General features: G+C 63.9%; 11 protein-coding genes. 4 read left to right on the top strand and 7 right to left on the bottom strand.

Translation table 11 applies throughout. From position 1 onward, the window contains the following. The first annotated feature begins 66 nt into the window (after positions 1-66). Both NKI01_RS12490 and pdeM read left to right on the top strand, forming a co-directional pair. Entirely contained in the window at positions 67-2,589 is a 2,523-nt protein-coding gene (locus tag NKI01_RS12490) for a ligase-associated DNA damage response DEXH box helicase (protein WP_352963317.1), read from the top strand. 14 nt (positions 2,590-2,603) lie between these two features. After that, complete coding sequence (pdeM, locus tag NKI01_RS12485) at positions 2,604-3,302, top strand: ligase-associated DNA damage response endonuclease PdeM (RefSeq protein ID WP_502895892.1); 699 nt, start codon at positions 2,604-2,606, stop codon at positions 3,300-3,302. Positions 3,303-3,308: 6 nt separating this feature from the next. On the opposite strand, the gene NKI01_RS12480 is transcribed toward pdeM, so the two are convergent. The 3 genes from NKI01_RS12480 to NKI01_RS12470 are packed head-to-tail and all read right to left on the bottom strand — an operon-like array spanning position 3,309 to position 7,917. Beyond that, on the bottom strand, positions 3,309-4,244 hold the full coding sequence (locus NKI01_RS12480) for a dimethyl sulfoxide reductase anchor subunit family protein (protein WP_023719522.1): 936 nt from the start codon (positions 4,242-4,244) through the stop codon (positions 3,309-3,311). A gap of 11 nt (positions 4,245-4,255) precedes the next feature. Further along, complete coding sequence (locus tag NKI01_RS12475; protein WP_023719521.1) at positions 4,256-4,990, bottom strand: 4Fe-4S dicluster domain-containing protein; 735 nt, start codon at positions 4,988-4,990, stop codon at positions 4,256-4,258. Then, on the bottom strand, positions 4,987-7,917 hold the full coding sequence (locus NKI01_RS12470) for a molybdopterin oxidoreductase family protein (protein WP_352963315.1): 2,931 nt from the start codon (positions 7,915-7,917) through the stop codon (positions 4,987-4,989). The genes NKI01_RS12475 and NKI01_RS12470 overlap by 4 nt, the downstream gene beginning before the upstream one ends. A 280-nt stretch (positions 7,918-8,197) precedes the next feature. Between NKI01_RS12470 and NKI01_RS12465 the strand changes: the two genes are divergently transcribed. After that, positions 8,198-9,100, top strand: a complete 903-nt coding sequence (locus tag NKI01_RS12465; RefSeq protein ID WP_023719518.1) for a LysR substrate-binding domain-containing protein — start codon at positions 8,198-8,200, stop codon at positions 9,098-9,100. A 5-nt stretch (positions 9,101-9,105) separates the two neighbouring features. On the opposite strand, the gene NKI01_RS12460 is transcribed toward NKI01_RS12465, so the two are convergent. From NKI01_RS12460 to NKI01_RS12445, 4 genes are all read right to left on the bottom strand, one after another. After that, positions 9,106-10,362 (bottom strand): Hsp70 family protein, encoded by a 1,257-nt coding sequence (locus NKI01_RS12460; protein WP_352963313.1) that lies wholly within the window; start codon positions 10,360-10,362, stop codon positions 9,106-9,108. A gap of 107 nt (positions 10,363-10,469) precedes the next feature. Next, positions 10,470-11,261 carry a TIGR02186 family protein gene (locus NKI01_RS12455; RefSeq protein ID WP_023719516.1) on the bottom strand — a complete coding sequence of 264 codons (792 nt, stop codon included), beginning with the start codon at positions 11,259-11,261 and terminating at the stop codon, positions 10,470-10,472. Then, positions 11,261-12,184, bottom strand: a complete 924-nt coding sequence (locus NKI01_RS12450; protein ID WP_023719515.1) for a sulfite exporter TauE/SafE family protein — start codon at positions 12,182-12,184, stop codon at positions 11,261-11,263. The genes NKI01_RS12455 and NKI01_RS12450 overlap by 1 nt, the downstream gene beginning before the upstream one ends. A gap of 191 nt (positions 12,185-12,375) precedes the next feature. Next, entirely contained in the window at positions 12,376-16,230 is a 3,855-nt protein-coding gene (locus NKI01_RS12445) for a peptidoglycan-binding protein (RefSeq protein WP_352815750.1), read from the bottom strand. Positions 16,231-16,780: 550 nt separating this feature from the next. Here NKI01_RS12445 and NKI01_RS12440 point away from each other — a divergent pair. Next, positions 16,781-17,242, top strand: coding sequence for a MerR family transcriptional regulator (locus NKI01_RS12440; RefSeq protein WP_023719513.1), 462 nt, complete (start codon positions 16,781-16,783; stop codon positions 17,240-17,242). Positions 17,243-17,389 lie beyond the last annotated feature (147 nt).

Raw genomic sequence — 17,389 nt, 5'->3', positions numbered from 1 at the left:
GCGAATCGATCACCTTTTGTTCTGATTCTGCTTGGCGATCGCGCGCCGCCGCGCTACCTCTGACGCGTGACAGAGCAGCCGCGCCTTGCCGAACAGAAAGCCGCCGTCGTCCTGCCCGAGCCATTCGTCAAATGGTTTGCGGAAAAAGGCTGGTCGCCGCGCGCCCATCAGATCGAATTGCTGGCCAAGGCTCAGGGCGGGCAGTCGGTATTGCTGATCGCCCCGACCGGCGCCGGCAAGACGCTGGCCGGGTTCTTGCCATCGCTGACCGAACTGGCCGGCCGGCCAAGGAGAAGGCCAGGGCAGGCGCATCGCGGCATCCACACGCTGTACATCTCGCCGTTGAAGGCGCTGGCCGTCGACATCGAGCGCAATCTCGGCAAACCCGTCGAAGAGATCGGGCTGCCGGTTACTGTCGAGACGCGCACCGGCGATACGCCCGCACACAAGCGCCAGCGGCAGAAGCTGGCGCCGCCCGACATTCTGCTGACCACGCCCGAGCAATTGGCGCTGCTGATTGCCGCGCCCGACGCCAGGCGCTTCTTCGAGGACCTGCGCTATGTCGTACTCGACGAACTGCATTCGCTGGTGACCTCGAAGCGTGGGCACCTCCTGTCGCTTGGCCTGGCCCGGCTGCGCTCGTTTGTGCCCGCCCTGCAGATGATCGGCCTGTCGGCGACGGTCGCCGAGCCCGACGAATTGCGGCGCTGGCTGGTCAGCCAGAATCCACCGGGGCCGATGGCCGAACTGATCGTCGTCATTGGCGGCGCCAAGCCCGAGATCTCCATTCTCGATTCGGAGGAGCGCGTGCCGTGGGCGGGACATTCGGCCCGCTACGCAACGCCGGAGATCTACAACGAGATCAAGCGCCACAAGACAACCCTGCTGTTCGTCAACACGCGCAGCCAGGCGGAGCTGCTGTTCCAAGAGTTGTGGCGGGTCAACGAGGACACCTTGCCGATCGCGCTACACCATGGCTCGCTCGACGTCGCCCAGCGCCGGCGCGTCGAGAAAGCGATGGGCGAGAACGCCTTGCGTGCCATCGTCGCCACCTCGACGCTCGACCTCGGCATCGACTGGGGCGACGTCGACCTGGTCGTCCATGTCGGCGCGCCGAAAGGTGCCAGCCGGCTGGCACAGCGCATCGGTCGGGCCAACCACCGTATGGACGAGCCGTCGAAGGCGATCCTGATCCCGGCCAATCGCTTCGAGGTGCTGGAATGCAGGGCGGCGCTCGACGCCAATTATCTGGGCGCCCAGGATACGCCGCCGCTGGTCAATGGCGGGCTCGACGTGCTGACGCAGCACGTGCTGGGCTGCGCCTGCGGTGCGCCGTTCCAGGCCGATGCGCTGTTCGAGGAAGTGCGAACGGCAGCACCCTATGCCGATCTCGACCGGCCGACATTCGATCGCGTCATCGATTTCGTCGCCACCGGCGGCTATGCGCTGAAGAACTACGAACGCTACGCCCGTATTCGTCTCAACAAGGACGGGCTGTGGCGGGTGTCCAATCCTCGCGTCGCTCAGCAATACCGGCTGAATGTCGGCACCATCATTGAAGTGCCGGCGCTCAACGTGCGCTACGTCCAGGCCGGCAGCAGAGGCGCGGCTTCGCGTGGCGGTCGGGTTCTTGGCAAGATCGAGGAGGCGTTCCTCGAAACGCTGACGCACGGCGACACCTTCATGTTCGCCGGCAAGGTGCTGCGCTTCGAGGGCATCCGCGAGAGTGAGTGCTTCGTCTCGAACGCGCCGGGCAGCGACGCCAAGGTGCCGTACTATGGCGGCGGCAAATTCCCACTTTCGACGTACCTAGCCGAACAGGTGCGCGCCATGCTGGACGATCCGCAGCGCTGGAAGAAGCTGCCGGAGCAGGTCGCCGACTGGCTACGTTTCCAGGCCGACAAGTCGGTGCTGCCGAAACGCGACGATCTGCTGATCGAGACCTTTCCGCGCGGCAACCGCTACTACCTGGTGGCCTATCCGTTCGAGGGCAGGCTGGCGCACCAGACGCTGGGCATGCTGCTGACCCGCCGCCTCGACAGGGCGGGAGCCAGGCCGCTCGGCTTCGTCGCCACCGATTATGCGCTTGCCATATGGTCGCTGGCCGATATGGGTCACATGTTCAGGGCGAAGAAACCGTCGCTGGCTGCGCTCTTCGATCAAGATATGCTGGGCGACGACCTCGAAGCCTGGCTCGCCGGCAGCTGGCTGTTGAAGCGCACCTTTCGCAATTGCGCGCTGATCTCGGGATTGATCGAGAAACGCCACCCGGGCCAGGAGAAGAGCGGCCGCCAGGTGACCGTGTCGACCGACCTCATCTACGACGTGCTGCGCAGCCATGAGCCCGACCACATCCTTTTGCAGGCGACGCGGGCCGATGCCGCGACCGGTCTGCTGGATGTCAGCAGACTTGCCGAGATGCTCTCGCGCGTCCAGGGTCGAATCATGCATAAGAATCTCGAGCAGATATCGCCGCTCGCCGTGCCGATCATGCTTGAGATCGGCAAGATGCCGGTGCACGGCGAGGCCGATGAGACGCTGCTGATGGATGCAGCCACGCTGGTCGAGGAGGCCATGGGGACGAAATGACTGTGGCGCTGGCAATGGCTGCGACTCTGGCGGATACGGGCGCCGTCCGTATCGCTGGCGAACGCGCGATCTGCGACCGCCGCGGCGTGCTCTATTTTCCCGAATTCCGGCTTCTGGCCGTATCCGACCTGCATCTGGAAAAAGGCTCCTCACTGGCCAGGCGCGGCACGCTGGTTCCGCCTTACGATACCGGCGCCACGCTGCTCCGGCTGCAGACGGTGATTGCCGATTATCAGCCTGCGATAGTCATCAGCCTGGGCGACAGTTTTCACGATGGCGGCGGCGCCGCGCGCATGCACGCAAGCTTTCGCGAAAGGCTGGAAGGGCTGATGGTTGGGCGCGACTGGTTCTGGGTCGCCGGCAATCATGACCCGGAAGCACCGGCCGACCTGCCGGGCGACACCGTGCGCGAGCTGGCCATCGGCTCTCTGCTCTTCCGGCACGAGCCTTCGGCGGTAAGGGTGGAGGGCGAGATATCAGGCCATCTGCATCCTTGCGCCCGCATCGTCCAGCAAGGCCGTTCGGTGCGGCGGCGCTGCTTTGCCGGCGATGGCGGCCGCATGATCATGCCGGCCTTCGGCGCCTACACCGGTTCGCTCAATCTCCTTGACCGCGCCTATGCCGGGCTGTTCCGCCGCGAAACGCTGATGGCCTATATGCTTGGCACTGAGCGCATCTTCGCGATTTCCCACTCGATGCTCAGGCCGGGCTGAGCTGCCCTATCGTCCGTAATAGAGGGTAACAGTGTGCTTGGCCTCGGCGAAGAACAGCCAGCGCTCCACCAGCATGCCGGCGAGTTGGGCGATTGCGGAGAGTATCGACGAAGCCGCCGCAAAGGGCCACGGCAAGGCAAACGCCGCAATCAGCAGCAAAGCGGGCAAGGCAAAGGCCAGAGCCTGGGTGATCAGCCGCAGCTTTGCGCTGTGCTTGCGTGCGATGCGAAAGCCCATTTCCTTGAGCAGATAGTTTTCCTCGGTATGCGGCCATTCCATCGACCGCACCGTGCCGCCGGAAAGCCCGGTTGCGGTGTTGGCATTGGTCGGGATCTCCAGCCTATCATTGTATCGCCAGGTCGCCAGCTTCAAACCCCAGCCAAGCGCGGTCAGCAACAGGGCAGCCGCCAGAAGCATATTCGAGCCTGCCGCAAATCCCTGCAGCAGGGCGTTGAGCAGTACGCTGCCGGTCATCGCCGAAAAGATCAGATAGCCGGGCAGGGTGAAGCGGCTGTGCCATTGGGCGATCGGCTTCAACGACGCGTAGATCATGCCGGTGGTGCAGACGGTTGCGACCGCGCCGATGGCAGCGAGCAGCCCGGCGACAGCCACCCAGCCGCTCGTACGGCCGAGGACCACCCAGCCAATACCGAACAGTCCCGCCGGCACGAAGGTGGCGACCGAGGCAACGCCTTCGCGCGACAGCCATGAGCTACGCCATTGCGAGAAGGCACGCCAGGCGCGTTCGGGCCGGCCGAGATGGCCGGCCGAGGACAGCAGGCCTGCCGAGATCAGGCCGAGCGACAGCCCCATGCCGGTGAGGCCAAGCCAGAAATCGGGCGGGATAAAGCCCTGTCCGGCCAACACGCCAAGCAGCGCGAGCAGGCCGTAACCGGCGCCCGTGGCGGTGGTGAAAAAGACGACGGAGAAGGCTGGATGCATGAAGGCGCGGGTCAGTTCGAAAGCATGCGGTCGACCCAGCCAAGGAAACCGCCTTCGGCTCGCATCGGCTGGAGCGCCTGTGCCGGCACCGATGCGGCGCGATTGGTGTGGGCGCGTGGCGGCAGATATTTGTTGGTCGGCCTGTAGCCCATCTCCGGCATCAGGTCGACACCGCCGCGCTCCGCCACCAGTTGCGAGATAGCCGATGCCGGATCGCCCAGATCGCCGAAATGCCGCGCGCTGGTCGGGCAGGCGGCAACGCAGGCCGGCACGCGGTCTTCCTCCGCCAGATTGTCGTTATAGATGCGGTCGACGCACAGCGTACATTTCTTCATCACGCCGACATCCGTGTCGAATTCGCGCGCGCCGTAGGGGCAGGCCCAGCTGCACAATTTACAGCCGATGCATTTGTCCTCGTCGACCAGCACGATGCCATCCGACGCCCGTTTGTAGGAGGCGCCGGTCGGGCAGACCGTGACGCACGCCGGTGTCTCGCAGTGCAGGCAGGAGCGCGGGAAATTAACCGTGCGCCCACCCATCTCGGTCATGTGCTCATAACTGTGCACGCGGTTGAACCAGACGCCGTCGACATTGCCGCCATAGGGGTCGATGTCGGTTAGCGGCGCCATATGGCCGCCGGTGTTCCATTCCTTGCAGGCGGTGACGCAGGCCTGGCAACCAACGCAGGTGTCGAGGTCGATGACCAGGCCGAGCTTTTTGTCGGTGTGGGCGGGAAGGCAAGTCATTCGGCAGCTTCTCTCTCCCGACGGAATTCGGCGCCGAAACTGAGCTTGTCGGGCGAGGGCTCGAAGTGTGGCGGCTGCCGGAACCGCTCGAATTGCGGCTCGGTGAAGCCAGCTTCCTCGGCCGCGCATTTGACGATGCGCACGCGCAGGTCGAACCATGCCGCCTGGCCGGTGACAGGATCGGAATTCGAATAGCGTTTGCCATTCGCATCGGCAGAGGTCTGGTCGCCGATGATGTGGTTGAGCAGGAAGCCGCGATTGGATTCGGCCGCGTCATCCTTGAGCCCCCAGCTGCCGCGCCGTTTGCCGATCGCGTTCCAGGTCCACACCGTATCGGCGTTGACGCCGTCGATCAGGCTGATCTGCCCCTTGACCTTGCCGTTGATGCTCTCGATCCACACCCAGTCGTCATCGACAAGCCCGAGGCTGGCGGCGGTCCGATTGTGCACGAACAGCCGGTTCTGGCTGGTGATCTGCCTTAGCCACGCATTCTGCGCGCCCCAGGAATGGTACATGTGCATCGGCCGCTGCGTCAGCGCGTGGAGCGGATAGGCTTGGCTATCGACTGCAGCCTCTTCGAAGGGCGCGTACCAGAACGGCAGCGGATCCATATAGGTCTCGATACGGCTGCGCTCCGCCTCCGGCGGCAGCACCCCGCCATGGCCGCGCGCCGCAAGGCGAAAGCGCTGCATCGGCTCGGAATAGAGTTGGAAGACGATCGGCTCGGCCTTCGGGATGAAGCCCATGCTCTCGGCGAATTCGAGATAGGAGCGGTTGGCCATCTTGTAGTAGCGCTGATCGGCGGCGAAATCCTGGTGCCAGAAGCCGCCATTATCGATGTAGCGCTGCAACTGGTCGGGATTGACGTCGCCCTTGCCGACCGAGGCCCCGTCCTTGCCGCGCCAGCCGGCGAGCGGACCGACACCTGGCGTGCGCTCGTGATTGACGATGTAGTCGGCATAGTCGCGGTATTTGGCGGAACCATCGTCGTCGACGAAGCCGGGCAGGCTGAGCCGCGCGCCGAGTTCGATCAGCACCGTCTGGAACGGCCTGACGTCGCGATCCGGCTCGACGACGGGATGGCGGATGGCGTCGCCCGGCCCGTCGGCGTGGCTGATCGGCCGATCGAGCAAACTGATACAGTCATGACGCTCGAGATAGGTCGTGTCCGGCAGCACCAGATCGGCAAAAGGTACGGTCTCGGAATAATAAGCGTCGGAATAGATGATGAACGGGATCTTGTACTCACCCGACGCATCAATATCGGTCAGCATGGCCATCGTCTCGACGGTATTCATCGACGAGTTCCAAGCCATGTTGGACATGTACATGAACAGAGTGTCGATCGTGTAGGGATCGCCGGCCCAGGCGTTACGGATAACCGTGTGCATGAGCCCGTGTGCGGCCAGCGGCGCATCCCAGGAGTAGGCCTTGTCGATACGGATCGGTTTGCCGCCTTCGTCGATCAGCAGGTCCCCCGGTCCGCAGACGAAACCGAGCGGCATGCCCTCGAGCGGCGTCATCGGCTTCACATTCTTGCCGGCTGGCTTCGGACCCGGCGGTGCAGACCGTGGATAAGGCGGTTTGAAGCGAAAGCCGCCCGGCACGTCCACCGTGCCGAGAAGCACCTGAAGCAGATGAATGGCGCGGCAAGAGTGAAAACCGTTCGAATGGGCCGAGATGCCGCGCATCGCATGCATCGACACTGGCCGGCCCTTGATGGTCTCGTGCCGGCGGCCGGCCCAGTCCGTCCACGCCACCGGCAATTCGATTTGCTGTTCGAAGGCGACATGAGCGAGTTCGGCGGCGATCCTGCGGATGGTATCGGCGGAGATGCCGCACCGGTCAGTGACCGCCTCGGGTGAATAGCTCTCATCCAGATAGCGGTCGGCGACGAGTTGGAAGACCGGCACGCAACGGCGGCCGTCGACGAGAAAGCTGCCGGTCAGTGCGGGCTTCGCGTCGGCGTCACTGGCATTGACTGGCATCTTCGCCACCCTGTCCCAAGCCAGCGGATTGCCGTCGCCGTCGCGCATGAACAGCCCATCATCGGCAGCACCAGGCTCTTGAATGACGAGAAGATGGGCGTTGGTGTAGCGCAAGAGGTAGTCGAGATCGACACGGCCGGCCTTCAGCAATTCGTGGACGAGCGCAAACACGAACAGGCCGTCGGTACCGGGCCGGATGCCGATCCAGTCGTCGGCAATTGCATTATAGCCGGTGCGGCAGGGGTTGATCGAGACCACCTTGGCGCCGCGCGCCTTGAGTCTGCCGAGGCCGATCTTGATCGGATTGGAATCATGGTCCTCGGCAACCCCGAACAGCATGAAATACTTGGTGTTGTCCCAGTCTGGCTCGCCGAACTCCCAGAACGAGCCGCCGATCGTGTAGAGGCCGCCGGCCGCCATATTGACCGAGCAGAAGCCGCCATGGGCGGCAAAGTTCGGCGTGCCGAACTGGCTCGCCCACCAGCCGGTCAGCGATTGCGACTGGTCGCGCCCGGTGAAGAAGGCGAGTTTCTTCGGATCGGTTCGGCGGATATTCGAAAGCCGCTTCGTCGCGATCGACAAAGCTTCCTCCCACTCGATCTCGCGGAACTCACCCGAGCCGCGCGGGCCGGTGCGCAGCAGCGGCTTCTTCAGCCGAGCCGGGCTGTAGTGCTGCATGATGCCGGCGCTGCCCTTGCCGCACAGCACGCCACCGTTGACCGGATGGTCCTTGTTGCCGTTGATGTAGCGGACTTTGCCGTCCTTGATGTGGACGTCGATGCCGCAGCGGCAGGCGCACATATAGCAGGTGGTCTTGGCGATGCTGTCGGAGACATCAGGCGAAGTATCGACGCCGTCGCCTTCGGCGGGCGCGCGCGTATCGGCAAGCGGCCGTTGGGATGGTGCTGAGTTGGCGCCGCGCAGCGGTTTGTTGGTCATGATCCGGCGATGTTGTTGCGTTCCGCGGCCTTGGCTCTCGTCTTCGGGCCTGGGCCGCGCATGTAATGCTGTTCCGGCCGATAGCGTTCACCGACGAGCCGCCACCGCAGGCTGCGGGTCCAGTGCGTAAACACGGATTTGAACAGCCTCACCAATTTCTACCCTCGACTGTTCTGGCGCGACTTTTTTCCAATTTCGGGCTAAAATTTAGAACAAAGCAATCAATCTGTCTAACAACTTGCTCTTGTAATTCCAATCGGATTTGCTTCTTAATGCTGGCATGACTCTGGACCAATTGCGGATCTTCGTCGCCGTCGCCGAACGGGCGCACATGACCAAAGCGGCCGACTTGTTAGGTATTTCACAGTCGGCCGCGTCCGCCGCCATCCGCTCGCTCGAACAGCAGCACGGCGTGCAGTTGTTCAACCGAGTGGGCCGCAATATCGAGCTCGCCGAGACCGGACGCCGGTTCCTGCCGGAGGCCAAGGCGGTTCTCGAGCGGGCGGCGGCCGCCCACAACGTGCTGGAGCATGTCTCGCAGACGATATCAGGCAGTCTCTCGATCGCTGCCAGCCAGACCATCGCCAGCTATTGGCTGCCGCGCCGGCTCGCTTCTTTCCACGAAGCCTATCCTGCCGTCAGGCTGAGCGTGAGCATTGGCAACACCAGGCAGGTCGAGACCAATGTACTTGATGGCGCAGCCGATTTTGGCCTGGTCGAGGGGCGCACCGAATCCGACATTTTGCGGCGTGCCAAGGTCGATATCGATCGCATGATGCTGGTCGTGGCGCGCTCGCACCCTGAGATCGCGGAAGTTTCGCCTGGGCATCCCGACCTTGGCGGGCTTCGCTGGATCATTCGCGAAGGCGGGTCGGGCACGCGCGAGGCGCTGGAGGACCTTGCCCGACGCGACGGGATTTCGTTCGCGGACCTACAGATATTCCTGGTATTGCCGAGCAATGAGGCTATTCGCCAGGCGGTCGAGGCCGGCGCCGGCGCCAGCATCATTTCGGAACTCGTCGTCGCGCGCGCGGTCGCCGAAGGCAGTCTGCGTTCCGTGCCGATCGATCTGCCGAAGCGCGAATTTGCCATGATCACGCATCGCGACCGGCAGCCAAGCCTGGCCCAGATGGCGCTCAAGGCGCATCTCGGCGGCAAAGCTGAGAGAGCCGCGCCGCTTTAAGCCGATCAGGCGAACTTCCGCTGTGCGTCGAGCGCCAGCCCAAGCCCGACTGAGCCGAACACATCGCCTTCGATAACCGACGCCTGCGGCACCAGAGCCAGGATCTGCTGCCTGGCCAGCGGGATCGCGGTCGATCCGCCGGTCAGGAACACCGCCGTGATGTCGGAGGGCTTCACCTGCGCGTCGCGGACGGTCTGCTCGACGGTACCTGCAACGCGCTCAATATCCCGAGCGATAGTGGCTTCGAGACCTTCGCGCGTGATCTCTGCCGTGAACCTCACCTCCGGTAGCGCGACCTCGATACCGGCCGACGATCGGTCCGTCAGCTCGATCTTGGCCCTTTCGACCAGCGCCGCCAGCGCGTGGCCGTAACGATGCTCGACGATATGGATGAAGCGCTCGACCAGGTCTGCGCGCTCCGCCTCGTAGCAGATCTGGCGCAGATGCGTCATCGCCCTTGCGGTGTAGACCAGGTTGATGCGCTGCCATGTCGCCAGGTCGATGAAGTAGCTCGCCGGCAGATTGCGCTTGCCGTCCTTGGTTGACGTCAGATAGCCGAGCTGAGGCATCACATGGGCGATGCTCAGCAGCCGATCGAAGTCGGTGCCGCCGATGTGGATGCCGCGGCTGGCCAGGATATCGTCTTTGCGGTCGAGCGAGCGGGCGCGCTCGGGCGAGACCCGCACGATCGAGAAATCGGACGTGCCGCCGCCCATGTCGATGATCAGCGCCAGTTCCTCGCGCGTCACCTTCTGTTCGTAGTCGAGTGCCGCCGCGATCGGCTCGAATTGGAAGGCGATGTGCTTGAAGCCCTGAGCGCGAGCGGCATTTTCGAGTTCGTGCTCGGCCTCGGCGTCGGCCCCGGCGTCGTCGTCTACGAACTGTACCGGCCGTCCGATTACGGCGCTTTCGACTGTGTCGAGGGCGTTTTCTTCGAGCTTCTTTTTCAGGTGGCCGACAAATAGGCTGACAATTTCCATGAAGCCGATCGAGCGCGCCTTGATGCGCGTCTTTTCGTGAGCGAGCGAGCTGCCGAGAACGCTCTTCAGCGAGCGCATCAGGCGGCCTTCGATACTGTCCGTATAGTTGGCGATGGCGCGTCGCCCGAAATAGGTGCGGTTGTCCTCGAAATTGAAGAACACCGCACTGGGCAGAGTGACTTGGCCGTCTTCCAAGGCCACCAGCCGCGGCTGCCCGTTCCTGACCACGCTCACGGTGGAATTCGAAGTGCCGAAGTCGATACCGGCAAATGCTGGTCGCATCGTGCGTTCCTATATTCTGATTTGGGGAGCAGCAGCTCGTGCCCGGTCGGACCGGGGATCGCGGTCTAGCCCATACCCTCGGAAAGGGAAACCACTTTTACGAGAGTTCAGTCTTTCCTGAAGACCAGTCTTCCGAGCCAGCCTGTCAGCATGGCCAGCGATACGGCAAAGACACCGTAGAGGAAGGAGTAGTCGTGGGCGACGCGGAAGATCGACTGTTCGAAACCGGACTTGCGGATTTCGAGCTGGGCGGAGCTTTCCTTGATGAACAGGCCGCTCTTGAACAGGAAGGCGCGCGCCTTGTGGGTGCCGACCGGAACGTTGGGAGCGAGCCTGACGGTGGCGCGGAACAGGTTCTGCGACAGGAACTGCACACCGCCGACATTCTCGCTGTAGAGGCCTGTTGCCGCCTTGCGCTCGCGCAGCGCGGCGGTGAACTCCTCGATTGTCGCCGGGCTGTCCTCGGCGTCGGCCGGCTGCAAATAGAGGTTGGAGGCGCCAAGCGACAGCTGCTTGTAGCTGTTCGGATCGGTGACGTCCTGCAGCGGCCGCGTCGTCGCCACAGAATAGGAGACAGGTACGTTTTCGAAGGTCTCCGACTCCAGATTGACCCAGACGCCGAGCACCCGGTCCTTGCGGCGCACGACGACCGGTCGGGCCGGGCCTTCCAGCACAACGATCACGTCGTAGCGCCCTTGCCGTGCGACAAGCGGATCGGCATTTTCCAGCGATCCGAAGATGGTCAGGTCGGCGCCGGAAAAGCCGGCGGTAATCGAGACATTGTCGGTGGAAAGGCCGATCTGGATGTTTTCGGTTAGTGGCGTCTGTGCCTTCGCCGCTGACGCCGCGGCCAGCAGCGACAGCAAGGCGGCGGCCGCGAGCGTCCTCAAGCCAGCCATCAGCTCAGGCCCACGCCGGACAGCGAATAGAGATTGGGAGGCGTGACGAAAAGATCGATGGCGAGCCGGATGGCGACCGCCAGCACAAGCAGCGCCAGCAGCGCCCTGAGTTGTTCGCCCCGCAGCCTCTGACCGGCCTTGGCGCCATATTGTGCGCCGGCGACGCCGCCTGCCATCAACAGGAAGGCGAGCATGACGTCGACCGTCTGGTTGGTGGTGGCGTGGACCAGCGTGGTGTAAGCCGAGGTGAAGATGATCTGGAACAGCGAGGTGCCGATGACGACGTTGGTCGGCACTTTCAAAAGGTAGATCAGGGCCGGCACCATGATGAAGCCGCCGCCGACGCCCATGATCGACGATAGGAAGCCAATCGCCGCGCCCAGCCCAAGCACCGGAATGACGCTGACGAAGAGCTTCGAGGCCCTGAACCGCATCTTCAGCGGCAGACGGTGGATCCAGTTGTGCTGGCCGGATTTCTTCAACACCGGTGCGGCGCCGCTGCGGGTGACGCGCAGCGCATTGATACTCTCGACCAGCATCAGCCCGCCGACAGTGCCGAGCAGCACGACGTAGAGCAGCGAGATGAACAGATCGAGCTGGCCGAGTCGGCGCAGGAACGCAAAGACATAGATGCCGCCGGTCGAGCCGACGATGCCGCCGGCCAAAAGCACGCCGCCGAGCTTGAAGTCGAGCGTGCCGCGCTTCATGTGCGACAGGGCGCCGGAGAAGGAGGAAGCGATGACCTGGTTGGCGCCGGTGGCGACCGCAATCGCGGGCGGTATGTTGTAGAAGATCAGCAGCGGCGTGATGAGAAAGCCGCCGCCCACGCCGAACATGCCCGACAGGAAACCCACCGCTGCGCCCATGGCCAGCAGCACGAAGACGTTAACGGAAATTTCCGCGATCGGGAGATAGATGCCCACCCGTCAGTCTCGATCAGTTTGCCTCCTGGCGAATGCAACCGTTGCGGGCATTTTGCGTCAGAAGGCTATCTCGTTCTTGCGCCGGCCGGGCGGTGAAGTCAAACTTCGTCGCACCGCCGAAACAAAAAACAACTCAATCAGTTAACAGGCAAATCTGTGGCAAGGGCGTCGCGGAAACGACGCATCCGCCGTTATTTGCGCGCGAGCAACGCCTTGACCAGCTTTTCGTCGATCGCGCCGGTTGCCTTCATGTCGTTGTCGGTCTGGAAGGCCATGATCGCGTTCTTGGTTTTCCGGCCCATCATGCCGTCGGGATTGCCGGCCTCGTAGCCGTTCTTGTTGAGGATGCGCTGGATGTTCTGGACCGCTTTCTTCATGTCGATGCCGGCCGTCGTCTGCGGTGTGCCGTCCTGCCACGATTCAGGAATGTCGGCCGAATTGGCGGCTGGATCGAGCGGCTTGGCCTTCCACAGCTCGGCCGCGGCACGCGTACGCTCCAGCTGCTCGGGTCTCAGGGCTTTGGCGATCTCGTCGCGCTTGGCCGCCGCATCCTTGTCGCCGGTCTTGGCGACGAGCGCGAACCATTTGTAGCTCTCCTCGAGGTTCTGCTTCATGCCGACGCCCTTCGCCGCAAGGATGCCGAGATTGAACTGGCTGTCCTTGACGCCGAGGTCCGCCGCCGCCTGGAACCAGCGCGCTGCCGATTCATTGTCGGTCACGCCATCCGCCGCCATCGCAAACAGCACGGCCAGATTGTGCATGGCGCTGGCGTTGCCCTGCTCTGCGGCAAGCTGGTACCAGGTCTTCGCTTTTTTGATGTCGCGTGCGACGCCGATGCCCTTCTCGTAGAAATTGCCGATGCGGTATTCTGCCGGTGCGAAACCGAGATCGGCAGCTTTCTCGTACCATTTGGCCGCCGCTGCCATGTCTTCCTTGACGCCGCGCGACTCGGCGTAGCGCGAGCCGATCTCGAACAGTGCCTTGGCGTCGCCGCCGGCCGCTGCATCGCGCAGGGCGGCCGGACCGACACCGGCCGGAACCTCGATCTTGGCAACGCTTGCCGCGGCAGCATCTGCCGGCGGCACCGTGCCCGTCGTGTCCTGCGTCGCAGCTGTGGTGGTAGCAGGCGCGGCAGCCATTGGCTCGGCGTCGCTGGCCGTCGCCGCTGCCGGTGCGGGCACTGCGGCCGTGGCGTCTGGCGCCGCCATGTCAGGGGCTGCCGCGGGGGCTGTCGATGCCTCGGTTGCCGGTGTGGCGGGGCCGGTTTGCGCCGCCGTGTCGTCCTTGGTCGTCGCTGCGGACGGCTCTGCCTGCCTGACGATGGAGGACGGCGCGCTATCCTGCGCTGCCGTCTGCGCGTCCGCCTTCGGTTCGCTGGCAACGCTGGCCAATGCAGTCTCCACCGGCTGTGCGGCCACAGCCGGCGCCGCGTCATTGTTGGCGACTTCGACCGGATCGGAGAAGAAGGCTTTGCCCAGTTGCAGGCCGGCAAGCGCCAGCATGATGGCAATTGCCCCCATCAGGATCGGCTTGCGCCGCGCCTTGAGCAGGTCGCCTATCCTGAGCGCCTTGACCGGGCCTTTCATCGTCGACTGGCGCTTAAGGGCGTCCGCCTCGGCGGCCGCCGCTTGCGCAGCCCGTCTGGCTGCCGCGATGAAGTCCGATTTCGCCGCTTCGGCGCCGCCTTCGCGGGCCAGCTGCCCGCGCTCGTCGCGCACACGTTTCATGATGGCGCTGAGGTCGGGGGCGCCGGAGCCGGGTTCCAATGGCCGATTGGCGACCTTGGGGTCGAGCGGCTCGTCGAGATCGACGCTCGGTATTTCGACGCTCGACGCCGAGCCGGCAAGCGGCGGCATCTCGGCCTCCTTCTTGCCCTTCAAGGCGCGCGCCAGCCCGCCTAACATCGATTTCCTGCCGCCGCCCTGCTCGGTTTTTTCATGCGTCGTGTCTGAACCGAGGGCCGCCAGGGCGGCTGCCGCGGCCGCCTCGGCCGGCGTACGCGGACCTGGCTCGTCGCGCACGAGCGCCGCGGTGCGACCGTCCAGATCGGCCATGTTGCCCGTTAACGGCAGCGGCTGGTCGATGTCCATCGACGGTGCGTCCTGCACCGAGATCTTGGATGCCCGGCCGAAGCGTTTGCTCAACTCTGCGCTTGCCGGTTCGCCGGTCTCCAGGGAACCTAGCCTGTCAACAATCTTGAGCAGCGTGTCGTGGATAGCCTCGAACGTCCTTGAATTGCGCTCGTCCGAACGGCGCGTCAGCGCCTCGAGCGTCTTCAGGTCCTGGGCGAGGCCGGTAACGGCCGCCGTGTTGGCGCTTGATCCGGCCAGCGAGCGGACGGCGCTCTCGGCCGCCTCGCGCGCCGCGCCGAGGATGGAATCGCGGGTTCCGGCCAGCGACTTCTCGATCTCGTTGAGGCGCGGGCTGATGTCGTCGAATTCCGGCAGCGGCGTGCCGGGCTTGGAAAGATGCGCCGTCAGGCCCGCGACCTGCGCTTCGAGGCTGCGGATCAACGCTGGGTCGATGCTGGCGACCTGTGCCGCGGACGAATCCAGCCGGCTTGAAATGTCTTCGAGCCGGCTCTCCAGGCCGCGGATCGCCGCCTCGCTGGCGGGATCTGGAACGCGCGTCTCCATCCGCTTGGCCAGCGCGGTGAAGCGGGCGTCGATGGCATCCATGATGCCGGCGCTGTCGACCTGCGGCATGCGCTGATCCAGCCTGTCGGCGACTTCGTCCAACCGGCGCTCAAGGTCGCGAAACAGCATGTTGCCTTGTTCGATGGCGTCGCCCTGGCGACGTTCCATCATGCTGGACAGCACATCGAAGCGCTGCTCGAGCCCCTGGAAGATGTAGTCGGCGTCGGGCATGGCAGGTGCATGGTCGATCTTGTCGGCGATAAGCGCGACTTGCCTGGCAAGGCGCTCCATAGCTTGTTCCGGCAGATTGGCTCGGCCGGCCAGCTCATCCACGCGGCTCGACAATGTGTTGAGACGGTCGATGACCTCCCGGCCCGGACGATCCTGCGACACTTCTTCGATTTGCTGGGCCAGTGAATCGATCCGCTTCTCGATGCGTTCGAAGGGCTCGGGGTCGAACGAATTGGCTTGCGCGGCAACCGTCGAGGCGACGATCGCGCGGGAAATCTCGTCGAGCCGCTCGTCGATCTGACTGAATGTGTCGCTGCCGCGATTGTCCTGCTGGCGGGCGAAATGGTCGACCGCTCCGGCAAGCATGCGGACCTTTTCCTCCAGCGAGCGCAGCGACAGCGATTCCGGCAGATTGCTGACGGCATTGCTGATCTGTTCGAGCCGCTCGGTCAGCGCCGACAGGCCGGGCGCGTCGGAGCGCTTGCGCTGATCGGCGTCGACGCGGTCCTCGAAGGCGCTCCAGCGGCGGTCGAAATCGTCCCAGCGGCGGCCCACTGCCTGCACGCTCTCCTCGCGCGCCAGCGTATCGAGAGCTGCCTTGACCTGCTCAAGCTCGAGCCGCAACATATTGACGCTTCTGTCGTCGCTTTTTTCGGCCAGCGTCTGGATGGCGCCGGAAAGCCGCTCGAATTCGACGCCGAGTTCGGCGCTGCCCTTGCCGCCGCCATTTGACTGGTAGGCTCGCTCGATATTCTTGCGCAGTGCGTCGAACTCGCGTTGCAGGCCGGAGGTCATCTGCTGGCGAAGCTCTTCGCGCAGGCCGCGCAATTCGCCAGCGATCTTGCCGGCTAGGGCGACGCCGTCCTCCTGGCCGCGCACCCGGTCGATATCGCGGGCGATCGCCTGGTAGTTCTGGTCGACGGCCGCCGCTGGACCTTTCGGCCGCTGCGCGTCGCGTGGGTCCTCGTACCGGCGCTGCTGGCCATAGGGTTGGGCACTAGGATAGCGCGGTTCTGCCGCTGGTCGGCGTGGACCGGGATGGCTTGCAGTCTCCTCGCGCGTCCGCTCCAGTCGCTGCTCCAGCGTTTCCAGGGAACGGTTGAGCTCTTCAAGCGTCGTGTGCGGCCTGCGCTGCCTGCCGGCGTTGAGTGTATCGAGATAGGACCGCTTGCTGTTCATCAATGCGCCCGTTTCAGAATTGCTGGCTTTCACCAGGTTCCTAAAGTCCTGCCGGGACGAACGCGACTGCTTGGCTTGTTGCAGTGGAAGACGAGCTTCCCGGGTCTTACCCGCGCTCCGAAAAACCGTGAAAAATTCAATACAGGATAAACACGGGTAACCGACATGCGCACATTTCGCCCCAACGTGGTAAACAACGCGTTAACCAAGCTTAAGAAGTTGCAACTTTGTCGACTGGCTGCGGACGGCGCCGGGTGTCTTTTTGGACGCACAAAAGACGCTGTAGAATTTTGATCAGCCGCATGATCGCTCCCGAAATCGGCCACGACTTTTAGGTTATCCACCGGCGCTGCGGCATAAAGTTCCAAGCCCAGAACGCTCTTGCGTCGTAACGCGGCTATCGATATAGCATTGACGTAAACGTAAACGAGCGGATTACGCCGTTTGCGATTTGTTTGTTGAAACCACGAGTGGAAGCACGCCCCCGCTTTCACTCAGGCGACGCAAGGTCCGCGACCGCGACGCCACCAGACGGGGAAAGCCAGTGACCATGAAACTTATTTCGCCCGGCCAAGCCGCGGCCAATACCAACGATATGTCGAGCGAAGCCGGTGAAGAGCTTGTCCGCATCGGCGAAATGGCCAAGAAATACGGAGTGACGCTGCGCACGCTGCGTTTCTATGAGGACAAGGGTCTACTCAACCCGCAGCGTGACGGCTCAACCCGTCTCTATACACGCCGCGACAGGGCCCGGCTGAAACTGATCTTGCTCGGCCGCAAGGTCGGGTTCTCGCTGCGTGACGTCAAGCAGATGATGGACCTCTACGATCCGAACGGCTCCAACACCAAGCAGTTGCGGTTGGCGCTCGACAAGTCGGAGAAGCAGCTTGCCCGCCTGCAGAAGCAGCGGGCGTTGATCGATGACGCTATCAGCGAACTGAGTGCCTCGATGTCGACCGTCCGGCAAATGCTGATCGAGCGCTCGGCGCCGCAGGCCAGCGTGGCGAGCTAAACTAAACCTGCCGATTTCTGATGAATGAGAACCGGGGGGGGGGGGGGGGGGGGGGGGGGGGGGGGGGGGGTGGGGGGGGGGGGGGGGGGGGGGGGGGGGGGGGGGGGGGTGGTGGCGGGGGGTGTTGGAAGAGGTTTGGGGAGGGAG

It is taken from the genome of Mesorhizobium sp. M0815 (assembly GCF_040319995.1).
In the GTDB taxonomy this organism is placed as follows: Bacteria; Pseudomonadota; Alphaproteobacteria; order Rhizobiales; family Rhizobiaceae; genus Mesorhizobium.
The sequence above is the reverse complement of the archived record's forward strand: the minus strand, read 5'-3'. Positions and strand labels throughout refer to the sequence as shown.